This is a genomic window from Nitrosomonas sp. Nm58, assembly GCF_900107335.1.
Classification (GTDB): domain Bacteria; phylum Pseudomonadota; class Gammaproteobacteria; order Burkholderiales; family Nitrosomonadaceae; genus Nitrosomonas.
The window spans coordinates 1-16,302 of record NZ_FNPQ01000047.1 but is presented as its reverse complement, the minus strand read 5'-3'; the positions used below and the strand labels follow the sequence as shown (position 1 = coordinate 16,302).

14 protein-coding genes and 2 pseudogenes are annotated in these 16,302 nt (G+C 39.0%); 9 read left to right on the top strand and 7 right to left on the bottom strand.

What is annotated here, in order from left to right; translation table 11 throughout:
• Positions 1-93: 93 nt before the first annotated feature.
• Together BLW34_RS12900 and BLW34_RS12895 are read left to right on the top strand one after the other, a co-directional pair.
• Positions 94-729 (top strand): annotated as a pseudogene (locus BLW34_RS12900) (IS630 family transposase); the annotation flags it as partial.
• A 313-nt stretch (positions 730-1,042) separates the two neighbouring features.
• The gene (locus BLW34_RS12895; protein WP_090580332.1) at positions 1,043-1,327 is read left to right on the top strand and encodes a helix-turn-helix domain-containing protein; all 285 of its coding nucleotides are present in this window, start codon (positions 1,043-1,045) and stop codon (positions 1,325-1,327) included.
• A gap of 78 nt (positions 1,328-1,405) precedes the next feature.
• Here the strand turns inward: BLW34_RS12895 and BLW34_RS12890 are convergent, their stop codons facing one another.
• Entirely contained in the window at positions 1,406-2,266 is an 861-nt protein-coding gene (locus tag BLW34_RS12890; RefSeq protein ID WP_256203795.1) for a radical SAM protein, read from the bottom strand.
• A gap of 16 nt (positions 2,267-2,282) precedes the next feature.
• On the opposite strand from BLW34_RS12890, the gene queD reads away from it, so the two are divergent.
• Positions 2,283-2,750, top strand: coding sequence for a 6-carboxytetrahydropterin synthase QueD (gene queD / locus BLW34_RS12885; protein ID WP_090580326.1), 468 nt, complete (start codon positions 2,283-2,285; stop codon positions 2,748-2,750).
• 26 nt (positions 2,751-2,776) lie between these two features.
• Positions 2,777-3,541: a TatD family hydrolase gene (locus tag BLW34_RS12880; RefSeq protein ID WP_090580323.1), complete on the top strand. Its 765-nt coding sequence runs from the start codon at positions 2,777-2,779 to the stop codon at positions 3,539-3,541.
• 242 nt (positions 3,542-3,783) lie between these two features.
• Here BLW34_RS12880 and BLW34_RS12875 read toward each other — a convergent pair whose 3' ends face one another.
• Positions 3,784-4,830 (bottom strand): CAF17-like 4Fe-4S cluster assembly/insertion protein YgfZ, encoded by a 1,047-nt coding sequence (locus BLW34_RS12875; protein WP_090580319.1) that lies wholly within the window; start codon positions 4,828-4,830, stop codon positions 3,784-3,786.
• A gap of 96 nt (positions 4,831-4,926) precedes the next feature.
• Between BLW34_RS12875 and BLW34_RS17485 the strand changes: the two genes are divergently transcribed.
• On the top strand, positions 4,927-5,364 hold the full coding sequence (locus BLW34_RS17485; RefSeq protein WP_371263945.1) for a protein YgfX: 438 nt from the start codon (positions 4,927-4,929) through the stop codon (positions 5,362-5,364).
• Between the two features lie 49 nt (positions 5,365-5,413).
• Here BLW34_RS17485 and BLW34_RS17085 read toward each other — a convergent pair whose 3' ends face one another.
• The 5 genes and pseudogenes from BLW34_RS17085 to smc all read right to left on the bottom strand — a co-directional run bounded on the left by BLW34_RS17085 (position 5,414) and on the right by smc (position 11,669).
• On the bottom strand, positions 5,414-5,593 hold the full coding sequence (locus tag BLW34_RS17085; RefSeq protein ID WP_256203796.1) for a Trm112 family protein: 180 nt from the start codon (positions 5,591-5,593) through the stop codon (positions 5,414-5,416).
• Between the two features lie 24 nt (positions 5,594-5,617).
• Positions 5,618-6,607: pseudogene (lpxK, locus tag BLW34_RS12870) on the bottom strand (tetraacyldisaccharide 4'-kinase); the annotation flags it as partial.
• Positions 6,608-6,711: 104 nt separating this feature from the next.
• On the bottom strand, positions 6,712-6,846 hold the full coding sequence (locus BLW34_RS12865) for a CDGSH iron-sulfur domain-containing protein (protein ID WP_090580313.1): 135 nt from the start codon (positions 6,844-6,846) through the stop codon (positions 6,712-6,714).
• A gap of 73 nt (positions 6,847-6,919) precedes the next feature.
• On the bottom strand, positions 6,920-8,047 hold the full coding sequence (locus BLW34_RS12860; protein WP_090580310.1) for a cell division protein ZipA C-terminal FtsZ-binding domain-containing protein: 1,128 nt from the start codon (positions 8,045-8,047) through the stop codon (positions 6,920-6,922).
• Positions 8,048-8,132: 85 nt separating this feature from the next.
• Complete coding sequence (gene smc, locus BLW34_RS12855; protein ID WP_090580307.1) at positions 8,133-11,669, bottom strand: chromosome segregation protein SMC; 3,537 nt, start codon at positions 11,667-11,669, stop codon at positions 8,133-8,135.
• A gap of 98 nt (positions 11,670-11,767) precedes the next feature.
• Between smc and queF the strand changes: the two genes are divergently transcribed.
• From queF to BLW34_RS17480, 4 genes are read left to right on the top strand one after another with little or no spacing between them, the layout of a single operon-like run.
• On the top strand, positions 11,768-12,187 hold the full coding sequence (gene queF, locus BLW34_RS12850) for a preQ(1) synthase (protein ID WP_090543833.1): 420 nt from the start codon (positions 11,768-11,770) through the stop codon (positions 12,185-12,187).
• Between the two features lie 46 nt (positions 12,188-12,233).
• Positions 12,234-13,625, top strand: coding sequence for a class II fumarate hydratase (fumC, locus tag BLW34_RS12845; protein WP_090580304.1), 1,392 nt, complete (start codon positions 12,234-12,236; stop codon positions 13,623-13,625).
• A gap of 18 nt (positions 13,626-13,643) precedes the next feature.
• Positions 13,644-13,994 carry a DMT family protein gene (locus BLW34_RS12840; protein WP_090543829.1) on the top strand — a complete coding sequence of 117 codons (351 nt, stop codon included), beginning with the start codon at positions 13,644-13,646 and terminating at the stop codon, positions 13,992-13,994.
• 20 nt (positions 13,995-14,014) lie between these two features.
• Positions 14,015-14,185, top strand: a complete 171-nt coding sequence (locus BLW34_RS17480; RefSeq protein ID WP_143037928.1) for a zonular occludens toxin domain-containing protein — start codon at positions 14,015-14,017, stop codon at positions 14,183-14,185.
• Positions 14,186-16,302: the final 2,117 nt, after the last annotated feature.

Below are 16,302 nucleotides of genomic sequence, written 5' to 3'. Positions count from 1 at the left end.
TGCGGATATTATGAATTCTTGAGAGTTTAGGAAGTGAATTTCTTCCCTGAAACGGAGAATTCATGAGGATCTTAGGCATTTTGCAGGACCGACTACTTAGATCCACCCGAAAAAGCAATCGTGTTTTCAGTGGATGAGAAAAGCCAAATTCAGGCTTTGGATCGGACTCAGCCAGGTTTACCTATCAAGCCAGGAAAGGCGGGCACCATGACTCATGATTACAAGCGCCACGGAACAACCACCCTGTTTGCAGCTCTCAATGTTCACGAGGGAACCGTTATCGGCGAATGTCTGCCAAACCATCGTAACGACGAATTTCTCAAATTTCTGAAGAAGCTCGATACACAGACGGACAAAACCTTGGATGTGCATTTGATTGTCGACAACTACGCCACCCATAAGCACCCGAACGTCAAAGAATGGCTGGCTAAACATCCACGCTTTCACCTTCATTTCACTCCCACGTCAGCTTCCTGGGCGAATTTGGTCGAACGTTTCTTCCGGGACATCACCGAAGAACAGATTCGCCGAGGCGTATTTCGCAGTGTCGATGAACTAGAGGCGGCGATCAAGCAGTACCTGGAACATCGCAATGTTAACCCCAAGCCATATCAATGGACCGCCACTCTAGAAGCAATCTTAGCTAAAGTTACCAGAGATAAAGAAATGTTGGGGACGTTATGCGAGTGGAAAAGAGGTGTTGGAACAAGCAAAGGATTTGCTGATTAATTCAACCCAGATTTTCCATTAGGGAAATTTTCTAATGGAAGCTATTAGAATAAGTTAAGAAATAAATCATAATCATTAAAAATTTTCTTTTGGAATTTAAATCATTTGCATAAAAACATATTTAATCTAGTTTCTGTGTATTTAATTTATTTATAGAGATACAGCTTAAATTAGCTACAAATATACCGATAATCAATGTGTAAGTTTTATCACACTACTTTTGATTAGTGGCATTTCTAGATTGATATGGGAACGAAAAATAGATTTCTTAGTCTATTTTTTATAAACTTTATGACATTTGAGAACAGACAAAATGAAACTATTTAAGAAAATACCTAATCTAAGGGAAATTCGACAGAAACTTGGCCTTAATCAACAAGAATTCTGGAGTAAAGTAGGTGTAACCCAGAGTGGTGGTTCACGTTATGAGAGTGGGCGAGAAATGCCAAAAGCTGTCAGAGAACTGGTACGTTTGGTTCATATTGATCATATTGATTTGACCAAAATCAAACGAGATGATCTGATTGTAGCTGCAATGCTAAAAGCACAGTATCCTGAGCTATATAAAAGCTTGAAAAAATCAGCGAAATTGAAATAATTTCGAAGGTTCCATTTATTGATATTTAGTAAACCAGCTAATTGCGTTAGAAATAACGACTGATTTTATAAATCGTGATTATGGATGAACCTTTACTTTCAACCCAAGATTTTCAATTTTTTCGGCAAATAATTCCATCCATGCTGTCGAAACTCTCGAGAGTCGCGGTGCCTCAGGTTGCAGAGAAGGGCGTGCCAGCCCGTATAGCAATACTCCTTGTAATAATATGCCTTCTTGTTGTGTTTTGTAGAGAAACTCAAGATAGGCGTTAACTTCCTTCTCAGGAGGAGGTATTCGATCTATTTTAAACACGCAGGTTTGTAGCCAGGTCGGGCATAACGACGCTGCCAACCCCAGATTGTTATGCATCTTTTGTAAACTCATTCGAGTATTGTTGATGCGGCTTCGACCTTCTAGCGTCACACTGTCTAATTTGAACCAGATCTCACTATTTAGCTTTGCCATACGGCTAAGCCCCCTCTGAACAGAAGGTCGATCAATCAAACTTCCGTTGGTAATCAGAATCAATTTGAGCCCTTCTGGTAGTGGAAAATCATATTTGACCCGCTCAATCAAGCTTATTATCTGCTCAAACTCTTTTGCACTTGTTGGTTCCCCATTGCCTGATAAAGCGATATCATTGATACGTCTGGCTTGCGGCGGTACTTTATCTAGCATAAAGCGTCCATAAAGCAGTTCATTGAGAAAAGCGCGTAACTCCTGCTCAAGTTTGTCTAAATCGATCGTTGGTGATGAACCACGTTTGAGATCTGGCACTTGGCAATAGATACATCGCCAATTACAAGCGTTATTGGGATTCAGATTGATTCCAATTGATACGCCCGAGGCTCGACGTGAGATAACAGGATAAACGTAAATCATGCTAGCGCTATCGCGGCTATGATCTGAAACGCTTAATAGTTTAGTAGCAGGCTTCAATGATATAATCCACCAAATGTTGATTACGCGTAGGCTAGAATTTGATGCTGGACATCGTATTTCCACACACAATAGTCAGTGCCGTCATTTGCATGGTCACCGTTATGTGGTAGAAATTACTTTATCAGGTAATATTATCTCTGAGGAGGGTGTACCAGAGCAAGGGATGGTTATGGATTTCTCTGAAATTAAACGTATTGCTAAAGATGTTTTAGTCGATAAGTGGGACCATGCTTTTCTAGTGTATGCTGGGGATACGATTGTGCTTGAATTTCTACAATCACTCGAAAATCATAAAACAGTTATCTTAGACACACAACCAACCGCAGAAAATCTAGCAATTAAAGCATTTCATATACTAGACCTCGCATTTCAAGGCATTTACGGAAATCGACTTAGATTAGAGCAAGTTAGACTGTATGAAACACCTAATTGCTGGGCCGATGCGATAAGAGAAAGAATTAACAGTACTTACAATTTGTAATAATATGAATCTAATAATCTGCGGCCATGTTTGTTGATTCCCATTGTCACTTGGATTTCCCTGATCTTGCGGTCAATCTTGATGAATTACTAGATAATATGCGACAAAATAACGTTACACATGCATTGTGTGTAAGCGTTAATCTAGCGAACTTTCCTCGTGTACGCTCATTAGCGGAATTGCATCACAATCTTTTTGCATCTGTGGGTGTACACCCTGACTATGAGAGTTTAATTGAACCGAACGCTTTGCAATTAGCAGAACTTGCTGATCATCCTAAAGTTGTTGCTATTGGAGAAACTGGACTTGATTATTTTCGACTTAAAGGAGATCTAGAATGGCAAAGAGATCGCTTTCGTCAGCATATTCGCGCAGCAAAGCAATGCAATAAGCCGCTTATCATTCATACACGTGAAGCAGCGGCTGATACGTTGCGGATTATGGCTGAAGAAGGTGCAGACAGTGTAGGGGGCGTAATGCATTGCTTCACAGAAAATTGGGAAGTCGCACAACAGGCAATTGAGATGAATTTTTACATATCATTTTCTGGCATTATTACCTTTAAGAATGCTACTACTGTTAAAGATGTCGCTAGAAAAATTCGCCTTGATCGGATATTAATTGAAACAGATTCTCCCTATCTTGCTCCAGTACCGTATCGTGGAAAGATCAATCAACCTGCTTTCGTATGCTATATTGCTGAAGAGATAGCCAAATTGCGTGAAATGAGTTTGAAAGAAATCGCAGCAATTACCACAAATAATTTTTTCAACCTATTTAAGATAGTTTAAGATGCTATGGCATATTTTCTTATCGATGCAACTGCAAACAATGAATATGATCTTATCTGGAAAATACTAGCTAGAAAGCGCTTATCCAGACACCAAAAATCGATAAAAAGCTATACTCCGCACGGCTACAGATGCAGAAAGTAGAAACGCAAAAGAAACCTTATAATTTAAGGCTTTCAGCATCTTTAAAATCCGCAATTGTGGCCGCGCGGAGTATATATACGTTACTAAATGAGTTGATGCTACTGAGGTAAAAGATAAGGCAAAGGCAGCATACGTAATGCCGGACCATTTAGACTTTTCCAAAATATTTTATTTGTCTCGACACTATTAGCTTGAATGACGGCAAGTGCATCAAAACCACCTTCGGGTGAGAGTGCTGCATTGACTATCATACCGCATGATTGCTCCGATAATTCAGTAGTAAATAAATGATCACCGGCCATAACTGGTTGGGATGAAGCGATATTGGCCAGATACATACGGCGTTTTAATTTACCAAGGTATTGTGTTCGTGCGATGATTTCCTGCCCTGGGTAGCAACCTTTGTGGAAGCTTACCCCCCCAATAACATCCAAGTTTACCATTTGAGGAATAAATTGCTCTTGCGTTATTGGTAAAATTACAGGAATACCCGCCTTAATTTCCAACCAATCCCAGAACATCGTTCCAACTGGTGTCGCCTGTGAGGCTAAATGTGGCCATATTGTGATTGCCTGATCTAGCGTTGTGATAATTTCATAGCGATCTATATCCCGGCATAAAATACTTCCTTTCTCAGTATGCACTGTTCCGAGTGATGAGACTGGTAGTGTTGCTCCATGAAGCATTTCTTCAATTAACAATTTTGCTTTACTTCCCGCTATACCAATACGTATCAAAGTATCACTGCAATTGTCTAATTGTACCTTCGCGCGTAGGATATACATTGAAAGGCGTTTAGAAATAACATCGAGTAGAATGGAAGGTAATTGCATGAAATACTCGTTATTGGCTATACCTGACCATATTAGAAAACTTGCTAGCATACGGCCTTTAGGAGTACAGTAACTGCCGTATTGGGCGGTTTGATGATTGACTTTCCTCAGATCACAACTTAACTGCCCTTGTAAAAAAGCTGATGCTTCTTCTCCTAAGAAATGAATGAGACCAAAATTGGAGAGATCAACCAGAATAGTATCATTTTGAGCATTTTTCAGTTCTATAGTACTATCTTTGAAATGTATAACATGTCCCTTTTCAATAATAGCATCGTGCTCTTGTAAGAAAGTCTGCCAAATAGAATTCATAGAAAAAAATATCTAATCGGAAATATTAATCTTACATTTATAGCTTATTTTATAAACTATTAATTTAACTAAATTGAAATATTAATTTCTGTAGTTATGTCAGAATTAATCATTCATCTTAAATCATCAAGACAATTTGTTGCATTATTATGTTTCACACATTTCTCAGCTGCTTGCATCTTATGGAAAATAGATTGGGCAACATTCATTAGACTAATAGGGACTGTATTACTGGCTATAAGCTTATATTTATATTTGCGCTATCATGCATTGCTACTTTCATCACAATCAATCGTATCATTTTATTTATCATCAACGGATACTTCTACTTGTAAAGCACAAACCCAGTCTAATGAACATATTATCTTTACAATTAAAAGCGATACCTTCGTAACACCCTATTTAACCGTGCTGAGTCTGAAATCTCCACACTCGATTTTTTCTCGCAATATAGTCATTTTTCCAGACGGAATTGATATTGAGAAATTTCGGCAATTACGGATATGGTTAAGGTGGAAATGGAGAAAAAAATAAATTAATAGGTTCAAATCAGAAGATCATTTTATTTTTTAAATTGAGAAAGTTAAATTTCTTCTTCTGCTGGTAATATGCGCGCTTCTTCTTCTAGCATGACTGGAATGCCGTCTCTAATTGGAAAAGCTAAGCGATCAGGTTTACAAATTAATTCTTTCTCATTTTTCTTATAAACCAACGGACCTTTGCACAAAGGACATACTAGAATATCTAAAAGCTTTGGATCCATAAATTTTTCTCTTAGTTTTTTTAATATAATTTCTCGTAATCCAATATCTATAGCTATTTCTTCATGTAATACCCAAAATTTCTCATTAGCAAAATCAAGGCATTTTACAGCATCCTCTTCTCTCATAAGAATGATTTCAGCATCAGGAGGACATTGTATATTTTCTTTGGTGAATTGGTAATCATTAATAACAGAATGGGATTCTATATTTAATTTTAAGTACTTTAGCTCATCAAGAAAGTCTTGGGAATGATTGATATCAGTAACTACGTGAATAAATTTATTTCTAAATGCAGGAATTTTGGCACGATAATTGGAGTTAAGTAGATTTATAAAATATTCATTTCCTGGCCTTAGGTAGAATGTTTTGACATGGTTTCCAGTATTTATTGATAGTTTACTACTTTTCTCATTTACCACTACTGCATCTACTTGATTTAGGCGAGATAGGGTATCTCGTAAAGGTCCGGCTGGAAAAATCAAGCCGTTACCAAAACTTAGTTTGCTATTATCGATCATAGCAATCTCTAAATCTCGGTGGAGTCGAAAATCCTGTAAACCATCATCACAGATAAGTGCATTGCATTCAGGATGAGCTGTAAGTAGGGCTTGTGCAACACTTACACGATCATGCCCAATCCATATTGGGCAAATACCCTTACTTAGATAAGCCATCAGCAGTGCTTTATTTCCCACAACACTGGGTTTACTTGAGATCGTAACAGGGAGGGGTAATCCGTAATTTTCAGAGTAGCCGCGACTAATGATCCCAGGGTGTAATCCGAAAGCTTTTAATGATTTAATTAGCAAAATTACTAAAGATGTCTTACCAGCATCCCCAACTGTAATGCTGTCAATAACAATTATTGGTACAGGTAGCTTAACTGAATGCAGTACATCAAGTCGAAATAATAATCTCTTGAATGTTAATAATATTATAAAAAACAAACTTAATGGCCAAAGAATTACATGAAGTGGTGTAATACGGTGCCAATATAGTTCAGACCAATTCATTAATTGTATATTTCTTTAAATTACAGATAATAAGACATGCAGAATTTTAAAGGGTGTATTAAGTAAATTTTAATTCAGAGAAATTATTTCGATACGGCTATCTATTACAATTTATTGTGAGTTCCATCACAAAATGGTTGAGATTTGCTGCGACTGCATGTGCACCAATAATATTGACGACCTGCTTCTAGCTGTACATCGATTGGATAAAATTTTTTAGATGAATTAAATTCATTCATTGCTTTTTTCCTTATCTGCTTAGAAAGATTTAGTACTATCAAGTAACGAATTAATAAGATCCAATAATTGTGATTACACAAATAACTTCAGGGCGATTTCACTGCCAGCAGGAATATTATGTGCTGTCATAGTAGCTTGAATATTTATAAGCTGTTGCTTACTTCTCCTAATACCATTATCACTTAATGGCACACGATTATCGTCTACTAGAATACCATTTAAGGTAGAAGAAAAAAGTCTTGCAAGTTGAGCCATTTGATCAAATACTTTTTCACCATTTGCTACTCTTGGAACATCAAATAAAAAAGTAATACCATGTGTGGTAAGCGTACGCATATTGGCAGGCAAGAAGGGGGTTGTTTCATAGTTGCCGAGCGAGAACAGTATTGCATTATTTTCATCACGATATCTAAATGCACCCTCAGATTCAAGCCTAAAACCAGATGCTTCAGCTAAGGCGCGTATTTTTGTCCCAACAAAGGCGCCACCATCTTTGCTGATAATATTAATACCCATTACCACATCCACCTCTGCACAAAATTTATCGAGAGACACCGCTTTTAAATGTGCATCCGAAATATCAGGGCAATCAGCAATTGCATTTACTTGTGATGAAAAATCTTCGACCATATCTCGGAATCGAGATAAATTGACTTCACTAACTGGCCCAGCTCGATCAGCAAGTTGTAAACAACCATTTAAGTATATATACCCACCTTTAGTATTAAGCGACTCAATGGTGATTTCCTCCCATGTCTGACCATCTTGAGTAAGTCCAAACCAATGTACAGGTTTTCCAAAGTCAAATTTTTGCTGCAATAACTCCGTTAGCTTATCGTGAGTGATTAGTTTATTAGCCCGAATACTTGTAATGTAGTTGATTGTGCTATCAAAATTAACTGATTTCTGCTCTACCGGTGATTCATCGATAGGCAGATCATCAGGTTGAAAATGTGACTGTTCTTTTATGGTTCTAGTTTCAGTTTGGAGCTCTGATAAGGATTCATTACCAAATTTTGGTTCAATACGTTCATTTTCCCACGTAGTTTTGCCCATTTTCAATAATGCATCTTCATGCTCATGCTCAAATGACCGTTTCACACTACGTCGGTAGCGTGCTTGCTGTAACCAATTAAAGAAAACTACGCCACCGATAACAATGACACCAATAATGATTAAGCTGATTTGTAAATCACTCATACCCAAAGTCGCTCATGTTTAATAAGTCAATATTATTAACTTTACTCATTATAATTATAATTTCCTTACTATCTTTAAATAACTATTAACCTATCCTTATTTCTTTTTCAAAGTTTATGGTTTTATCAAAATCAACTGTAACTATACGTGAAACTCCTTGTTCTTGCATGGTAACACCAATTAGCTGTTCTGCCATTTGTATAGTGGTTTTGCTGTGACTGATAAACAAAAATTGGGTTTCTCTCGACATGCGTTTTACCAGATCACAAAAGCGTTCTGAATTATTGTCATCTAAAGGCGCATCCACTTCATCAAGTAAGCAAAATGGTGCGGGATTAAGTTGGAATAATGAAAATACGAGCGCTAAAGCAGTAAGTGCCTTTTCTCCACCTGAGAGTAAATGAATAGAGTTATTCTTTTTGCCGGGCGGTTGTGCGGTAAGCTGCATACCTGCATCAAGAATTTCTTCACCACTTAAAACTAATTTTGCTTGTCCTCCCCCAAAGATAGTTGTGAATAATTCGCTTAAATTAGTATTTACCTTATCAAAAGTTTTTGTTAAGCGTTCCTGTGTTTCTCGATCAATTTGTCGAATTGCATTTTCTAAAGTGGCGACCGCTTCTTTTAAATCACTAGATTGTTCATCAAGATATGCTTTACGCGCTTGAGAAGCTTGCAACTCCTCCAATGCGGCGAGATTAACAGCTCCAAGCGCTGTAATTTCAGTATTAATTCGATTAATTTCTGTTTTCAATCTGGAAGGGTGTGCACTAATTAACAAAGGAAGCAATTCATCTTCTTTTGCGCTGACCTCTAAAAGTTTCTCATTGAACTGATTTTCAGTTAGACGCGCTTCCTGCTCCTTAAGTCGTGTCTGATTGATAGAGTCTCTGAGCTGATGTGAAATCTGCTCAGACTTCACTCGCGCTTGCTCTATTTCACGTAGCACATCGATTGTATTTTCTAGATCATGACGCACCGATGTCAAAATCTGTTCCTGATATATTCTCTTTGCTAGCCATTCATTAAGCAGAGTTTTAAGTGGCTCATCATCCAGATCATCTTGTGCGTTATGCAATTTTTCCAGAGTTTCCGTTAAATCGTCTGTACTCTGATTGATTGCCAGGATATTATTTTTTAGTTGTTCAATTTTGTTTTGACAGTTTTTTTCATGAAAGACAGCTTCACGCATTTCTTCTGCCAAATTTTGTACAAGTAATCGTTGTGTAGCAAGTGATTGTTCGGCGACCTCGCAAGTTAACTTAATTTGCTGCAGTTGCTCTTCTAGATTAGCGATTTGTGTTTTATTCTCAGCAAGCTTTATTTCAGCTTCTTGCTTTTGAGCGTATTCCACTGATACTTGATGTGAGATCTCAATTAACTCATCCCCGATTTGGCGGTGTCGTTGTGACACTCGCTCCATAAGCTGTGAAAGCTGCACGATTTCAAGCTGCAACTCATGTTCCTGTTGCTTTAGTTGCAATACCTCGCTACGTAGTTCCGAGATTGTCGCCTCGAGTTCGTGACAAGTTTCTTCTATCTCAGACAAAGTTAATTGAGAACGGGAGAGACTTTTCTCAAATTTGTCGATATCGGCCTCAATTTGGGTTATCTCGCGTTGCCGTGCTAAAACACCATGTAAGTGAGAATCAGGTGCATAGTAGCTCAAGCTGCAGTAAGTAAATACATGGCCTTCAGGAGTAATCAACATTTCACCAGGAATAAGTTCCTTCTGCTGGGTGAGGCCAGCTTCAATATCACTAATGGTAAATATCCCGTTTAACCAGGTTTCCACAACGGGTTGAATCCCATCATGGGTATAAATTAGATATGAACTGAGTAGTGACCATTGCTTCTCTTCTTGTACTAAATGGCTTGTAGATTGATTATTAATTGGCGTCGTCTCAAAGATGGACCATTTCCCGGGAGGCGGGTTATTTTTCCAGTTCAAAGCAATTCCGAGTTGCTCAACGCCAGCGGCATTAATACGCTCACGCAAGACAGCTTCTAATGCATTCTCCCAGCCTTTTTCAATTTGTATGTACTGCCATAAACGCGGTAATAAATCCAATTGGAGCTGGGATAGCCACGTATCCAATGCTCGATTATTCTCGAGGCGACATTGTATATGCTGTAAAGCTGCATGCTGGGCTTTGGCTTGAGTAAGCTCTTGCTGGGCAGATTGGACATTCTGTAAAGCTTCCTTTCGTATGTGCTGAATGACTTTTAATTGATTTTCTGCTTCAGTCAGAACACGCTGCTTCTCTTCTAATTGAACCAGGATCTGATTTTTTTCTTCCACTAAGCTGGTGAGCTCTTTTTGGTCAATCTCGGGTTGGGAATTTTTTTCTCGGATTAAGCGCTCATAACGTGAATTTAATTGTTGGATTGCTTTATCTGTATGGATTAGATGGCTCTGTTGCAATTTTTCTGCTTGTTGCGCTAGTAGCAGATTTTTCTGCACAGCAAATAACTGATCCTGGCTAGAGCGAAAAGCTGATTCAGCTTCTGGTAATTTTTCATTTTCTAAGTAGTAATTCTGACTGGTGGAGATACAAGCTAATTCTGCCTGTTCAATTTCCTGGCGCCAATGGGTAAGATGAGCAAGCGCCTCTTGCATTTGTTGCTGATTGTTTTGTAGCTGCATTTCGATTGTAGAGATTTGTTTTGCAAAATATTCTCTACTTTCCTGTGCATGTTGTAGTCTTTGCTCAATCCGTGCAATCTCAGCATTAATTGAATATAACTCACCTTGCATCTGATGTTGCCGATCGCTCAACGCGTATTGTTGGGCACGCATCTCTTCAAGCTGTTGGTCCATTTCATGCAAGCTGGTTATTTTATTTTCCAGTTCTAGTCCCAGCTGTTGAATTGCTTCCTCAGCATGGATGCGCTTTGTGATCGCTTCCTGTTTCTGGATTAACCATAAAATATTACAAGCGGTATTTAATCGCTTTTGCAAGTCACTAAATTTTCGGGCGATATTTGCCTGCGCTTCCAAGCGTTGTAATTGCTTACCTAACTCCTGAAGAATGTCTTCCACGCGCATAAGATTCCCCCGTGTGTCAGTCAAACGCAGTTCGGTTTCATGTCGTCGATCACGATATTTGGAAATACCTGCTGCTTCTTCAAGAAATATGCGTAACTCCATGGGTTTAGCATCGATGATCCGAGAAATCATTCCTTGTTCGATGATCGCATAACCGCGACCACTAACTCCTGTACCGAGAAAAATATCGGTAATATCTCGACGACGCACATGGGTATTATTGATATAGTAGGCTGATTCGCTATCACGCTGAATGACACGTTTAATAGATATTTCGCTATACGCTGCCCATTGGCTGGCTACCTTCCCGAGTTTATTGTCAAAAATGAGCTCTACGCTAGCACGTCCAACGGGTTTACGGTTGACCGAACCACTAAAGATTACATCCTGTATTGATTCTCCGCGCAGAGCCGTTGCTCTGGATTCACCTAAAACCCAGCGAACAGCATCAATGACGTTTGATTTTCCACATCCATTTGGTCCAACAATTCCCACCAGATTTCCGGGAATAGGAATGGTGGTTGGATCTACAAAGGATTTGAACCCAGCGAGTTTGATTTGGGATAGACGCAATTTAGTAGTAAATAAAATTGGTATAATTTACCGGAAGAATAACTTCAAGAGTTATTTTAACTGATTTAACCTTAACCAAACGAGTTGAAGAGACACGCATGGCAAGTAAGCCCTCAAAAAAACTGGAAACTTTTGACAATCCATTTCCTGTAAGGGATTATCGGATTCATATGGAAATACCGGAATTTACCTGTTTATGCCCCAAAACTGGACAACCTGATTTCGCAAGACTGATTCTGGATTATATTCCTGACAAAAAATGTGTCGAACTGAAAAGCCTCAAACTCTATATTTGGTCCTACCGTAATGAGGGAGTTTTCCATGAGGCAGTTACCAATCAAATCCTCGATGACCTGGTGACTGCTCTAAAACCGAGATATATGCGTCTTACTGCCAAATTTTATGTGCGTGGTGGAATTTTTACCAATGTCATTGTGGAACATCGCAAAAAAGACTGGAAACCAGCACCCGCGCTTTTCTTTGAACCATTTGATGAACAATCTAATACACGTGGCTAATAATCGAATATATATGATTGCTAAATTGATAGAGTAGGCTGCTGTTATGGATGATTTCAGAGAAGAACGTGATGCGATGGGCACTATTCAGGTTTCTGCTCATGTGCTGTGGGGTGCACAGACGCAACGTTCTTTACAAAATTTCAAAATTTCCAGTGAGAAAATGCCTCCTGCGCTGATTCACGCGCTAGCGTTAGTAAAACGTGCAGCGGCACGCGTGAATTGTGAATTGGGTTTGCTTGATCAAACTGTTGCAAATGCAATTATTGATGCTGCTGATGAAGTGATAGCGGGTCAACATGCAACGGAATTTCCTTTGGCTGTATGGCAAACAGGTTCCGGTACGCAGACCAATATGAATATAAATGAGGTACTGGCAAATCGAGCCTCTGAATTATTGGGAGGAGGGCGCGGCAGCAAACGGAAAGTTCATCCCAATGATGATGTGAATAAAGCACAATCTTCCAATGATGTATTTCCGACAGCAATGCATGTGGCATCAGTTCAGGCAATCTATAATCAATTGATGCCTGCAATTCGGTCATTGCGTCAAACGTTATCTTGTAAATCTGAAGAATTTACCCATATTGTCAAAATAGGTAGAACTCATTTGCAAGATGCAACTCCATTGACGTTAGGGCAAGAATTCTCTGGTTATGTCTCGCAACTAGATCATGGATTAACTCATATTGAGGCATCATTGCCCCATCTATATGAATTAGCTTTGGGTGGAACGGCTGTGGGAACTGGCTTGAATACACATCCTGAATTCGCAGAACGTGTAGCAACTGAAATTGCAAAGCTAACCAAATTCCCTTTTGTGACTGCTCCAAACAAATTTGAAGCACTCGCTGCTAATGATGCACTGGTACATGCGCATGGCGCATTAAAAACGCTGGCAGTATCTTTAATGAAAATTGCCAATGATATTCGCTGGCTTGCTTCCGGTCCTCGCTGCGGAATTGGCGAAATCAGAATTCCGGAGAATGAACCAGGCAGTTCAATCATGCCCGGTAAAGTTAATCCCACTCAGTCAGAAGCAATGACCATGCTGTGCTGTCAGGTGATGGGTAATGACGTGGCCATTAACATGGGTGGAGCAATGGGTAATTTTGAACTTAACGTAATGAAACCATTAATCATCCATAATTTTCTGCAGAGTGCAAGATTGCTCGCAGATGGAATAATGAGCTTCAACGGCCATTGTGCAATAGGCATTACGGCTAATGTTGAACGTATCAATATGCTGATGCAGCATTCCTTAATGCTCGTGACCGCTCTAAATCCCTACATTGGCTATGACAAAGCTGCAGAAATCGCTAAAAAAGCATATCACGAAGAAACATCACTCAAAGAGGCCGCGCTCTCTTTGGGTTATGTTACTGCAGAAGAGTTTGATATATGGGTTAATCCTGAAGAGATGGTAGGAAAAAATTAAATAGCATATCTTGGTACCATGAACCCAATACTAACCAGTATATCTTTGCTCATTGTGAGTAATATTTTTATGACTTTTGCTTGGTATGCACATCTCAAGGAATTGAATTCTGCACCTTGGTTTGTTGCAGCTCTAACAAGCTGGTTAGTAGCTTCTTTGGAATATATGTTCCAGGTTCCTGCGAATAGGATTGGATATACGGTACTTAGCGTAGGACAACTTAAGATCATCCAGGAAATTGTGACATTAAGTATTTTTGTGCCTTTTGCTGCTTTTTATTTAAAAGAGCCGCTAAAACTGGATTATCTGTGGGCTGGCCTGTGCATGATTGGAGCCGTTTATTTTATATTTAGAGATAAAATCTCTTAGAAGCTCACAAATACCTAAGGATGCACCGACATCACGGCCTAGACATTATCCTGGTAGCTCAGTCACCCGGTCTTATTCATGCCCAAGTGTTGTGCCTCGTTGAAAAGCATCTGCACATCACGCCTACATGGTCGGGTCGTAAGATTTTTGAATGGCCAGAGTATTCCCCGCCTCAAATCCTCAAAAGCTGAATCTGTTGAACGTCGGTATAAAGTACCGAAAGAATCTTTTAAGCTTTATGAATCTGCATCTATCCACACCAAGCCCACTAAAACAGTACCTTTCAAGCTTTACACCAGTCTTGCAATAATATTGATTACCCCTGCATTACTTTATTATGTTTATCTTCGCATTATGGCCAAAATTGAGCCACCGAAGGAAGCGATAGTGGCAGAAGTAAAGGATCATGAACCATCTGTTGTAGTATCTAGTCAGTCATCTGCTACTCATCACAATCCGCCAGCAGCTCCATTGCCTTTACCAGCTCCTGTAACCTGTTGCTTATCCTGTTGTGTCCAATCAAGTAGACTGGACAAAAGTTACGGCCTGTATCTCCAACAAGACCAAATGTATCTGTTATGGAAACAGTGCGGAGCGTTTAGTCATACCTCCTGACACCTGCATCCTTGCCGTTAAATATGGTTGGCCAGGTCAAACTAACGTAACAGTAGCAACACGTTTATAAAGATAATAAAGACAAAAATATGCTAATAGCTTTCTTTAAAAATTTAGAGTTACGGATATGGAATACGGTTTCAATGTATATTATTTATCAACAATATCTAAAGCCAATAAATCCAGAAGTCCCCATGTTTCTTAAACGCATTTCCTTATTTTTTGGTCTTGTATTTCGTTATCAGTTTTATTTTGATCTTCTGGATGAAATATCTGAATCAGAAAATAAAGTAAAACATATAAAGAGTCTATGAACAGCGACTAGCAGGGAATCTTACAGAGGCTCACCCGTAGCGAAGCGTAGGGAGGAGGGCGGTATGTTCCCGTCGCGGGTCAAACCGCGATGCTCCCAGCATCGCACCGATCCCAACCCCAACCCCAACCCCAACCCCTCAGCCCCTTACATAACCTTAAAACTCAAAATATCTTGCTTCTTTCCTTGATAACGAAGAATGGTTCTTTTAGGTCGTGTTGATTTTTTACGCCTTAAATGAGGGGAATTCGATCGGACTGTTCACCACTCTGTAGACTTAATTTGAATCGGTTAATTGTCGTTTTAACTGTTTCAAATTAAATGGGGTAAGCAGCAATGAGTATATTTAGAAAATGGTTAAAGATTCTGGCTATTTACGTTCTTCCTAGCTATCTTCTACTGCTAACATATCCATTGATTGTTAATTATTTTGAACATTATCTAAAGTCTAATCTTCTAATTTTTCGTAGCATACCCAGTAATCCTTTAATTCAACCTAAGCCTGATCTTAAGCCCGATCAAATGGACTGGTCACAAGTTTCTTCCTGTATTGCAAGTGAATCTAAATGTGTTTGCTATGGCAAATTGTCTGAGCAGCTTTCGGTTCCTTCTGGGACTTGCAGAAATGCTGTTAAGCGCGGCTGGTCATCTCGACCAATGTGATTTGCTATGTTTTCTAAACTTTATAATTACTACTGGTTTATTCGTTCTAGTCGTAATACGTCGGTGCAACGTAAATATTATCGTTTGGTAGCCAAGGAAAAAAAACGCCTGATTCAGTCAGGCGTTGATAAAGAAGAAATTAGATTGCTATGCAGACATTTGTCTAACTTGCGAAACTCTTCTGCTGAAAAACGTTTAGAATCTTATCGAGCCAGTTTAACCAGAAGGTTGATTTTGCTCTTTCTCTTTTTCGACGCTCTCTCTCTCTCTTATTCTTCTATTTAACATAATATACATTATACGCAATTTAATAAACGTAAAAGAATCAGGAGGAAATCAGATTATCTGTCGAATTTTTTCTATAAGCTATTAAGGTTCCTTTCAGCGAAACGGTTTCGCGGGTTAGCCAGATAACGGCATAGTAAACGCAATTCCTCACGATCAACGCCCGAATCAATCAGGCGCTTTTTTTCCTTGGAGACCAAGCGATAATATTTACGTTGCACCGACGCATTACGAGTCAAACGAATAAACCAGTAGTAGTTATAAAGTATGGAAAACAAAGTTTTAAGGCAATGGTGACCTGGTTTAATGAATCCGGACATTCCAGTTAAGAGAAAACAGCTTAACTGGAGGAAGTAATGGTAACGAGGAAGCAATATACAAAGGAATACAAATTAGATGCGATCAGTCTGGTATTGGATCAGGGCCATACGA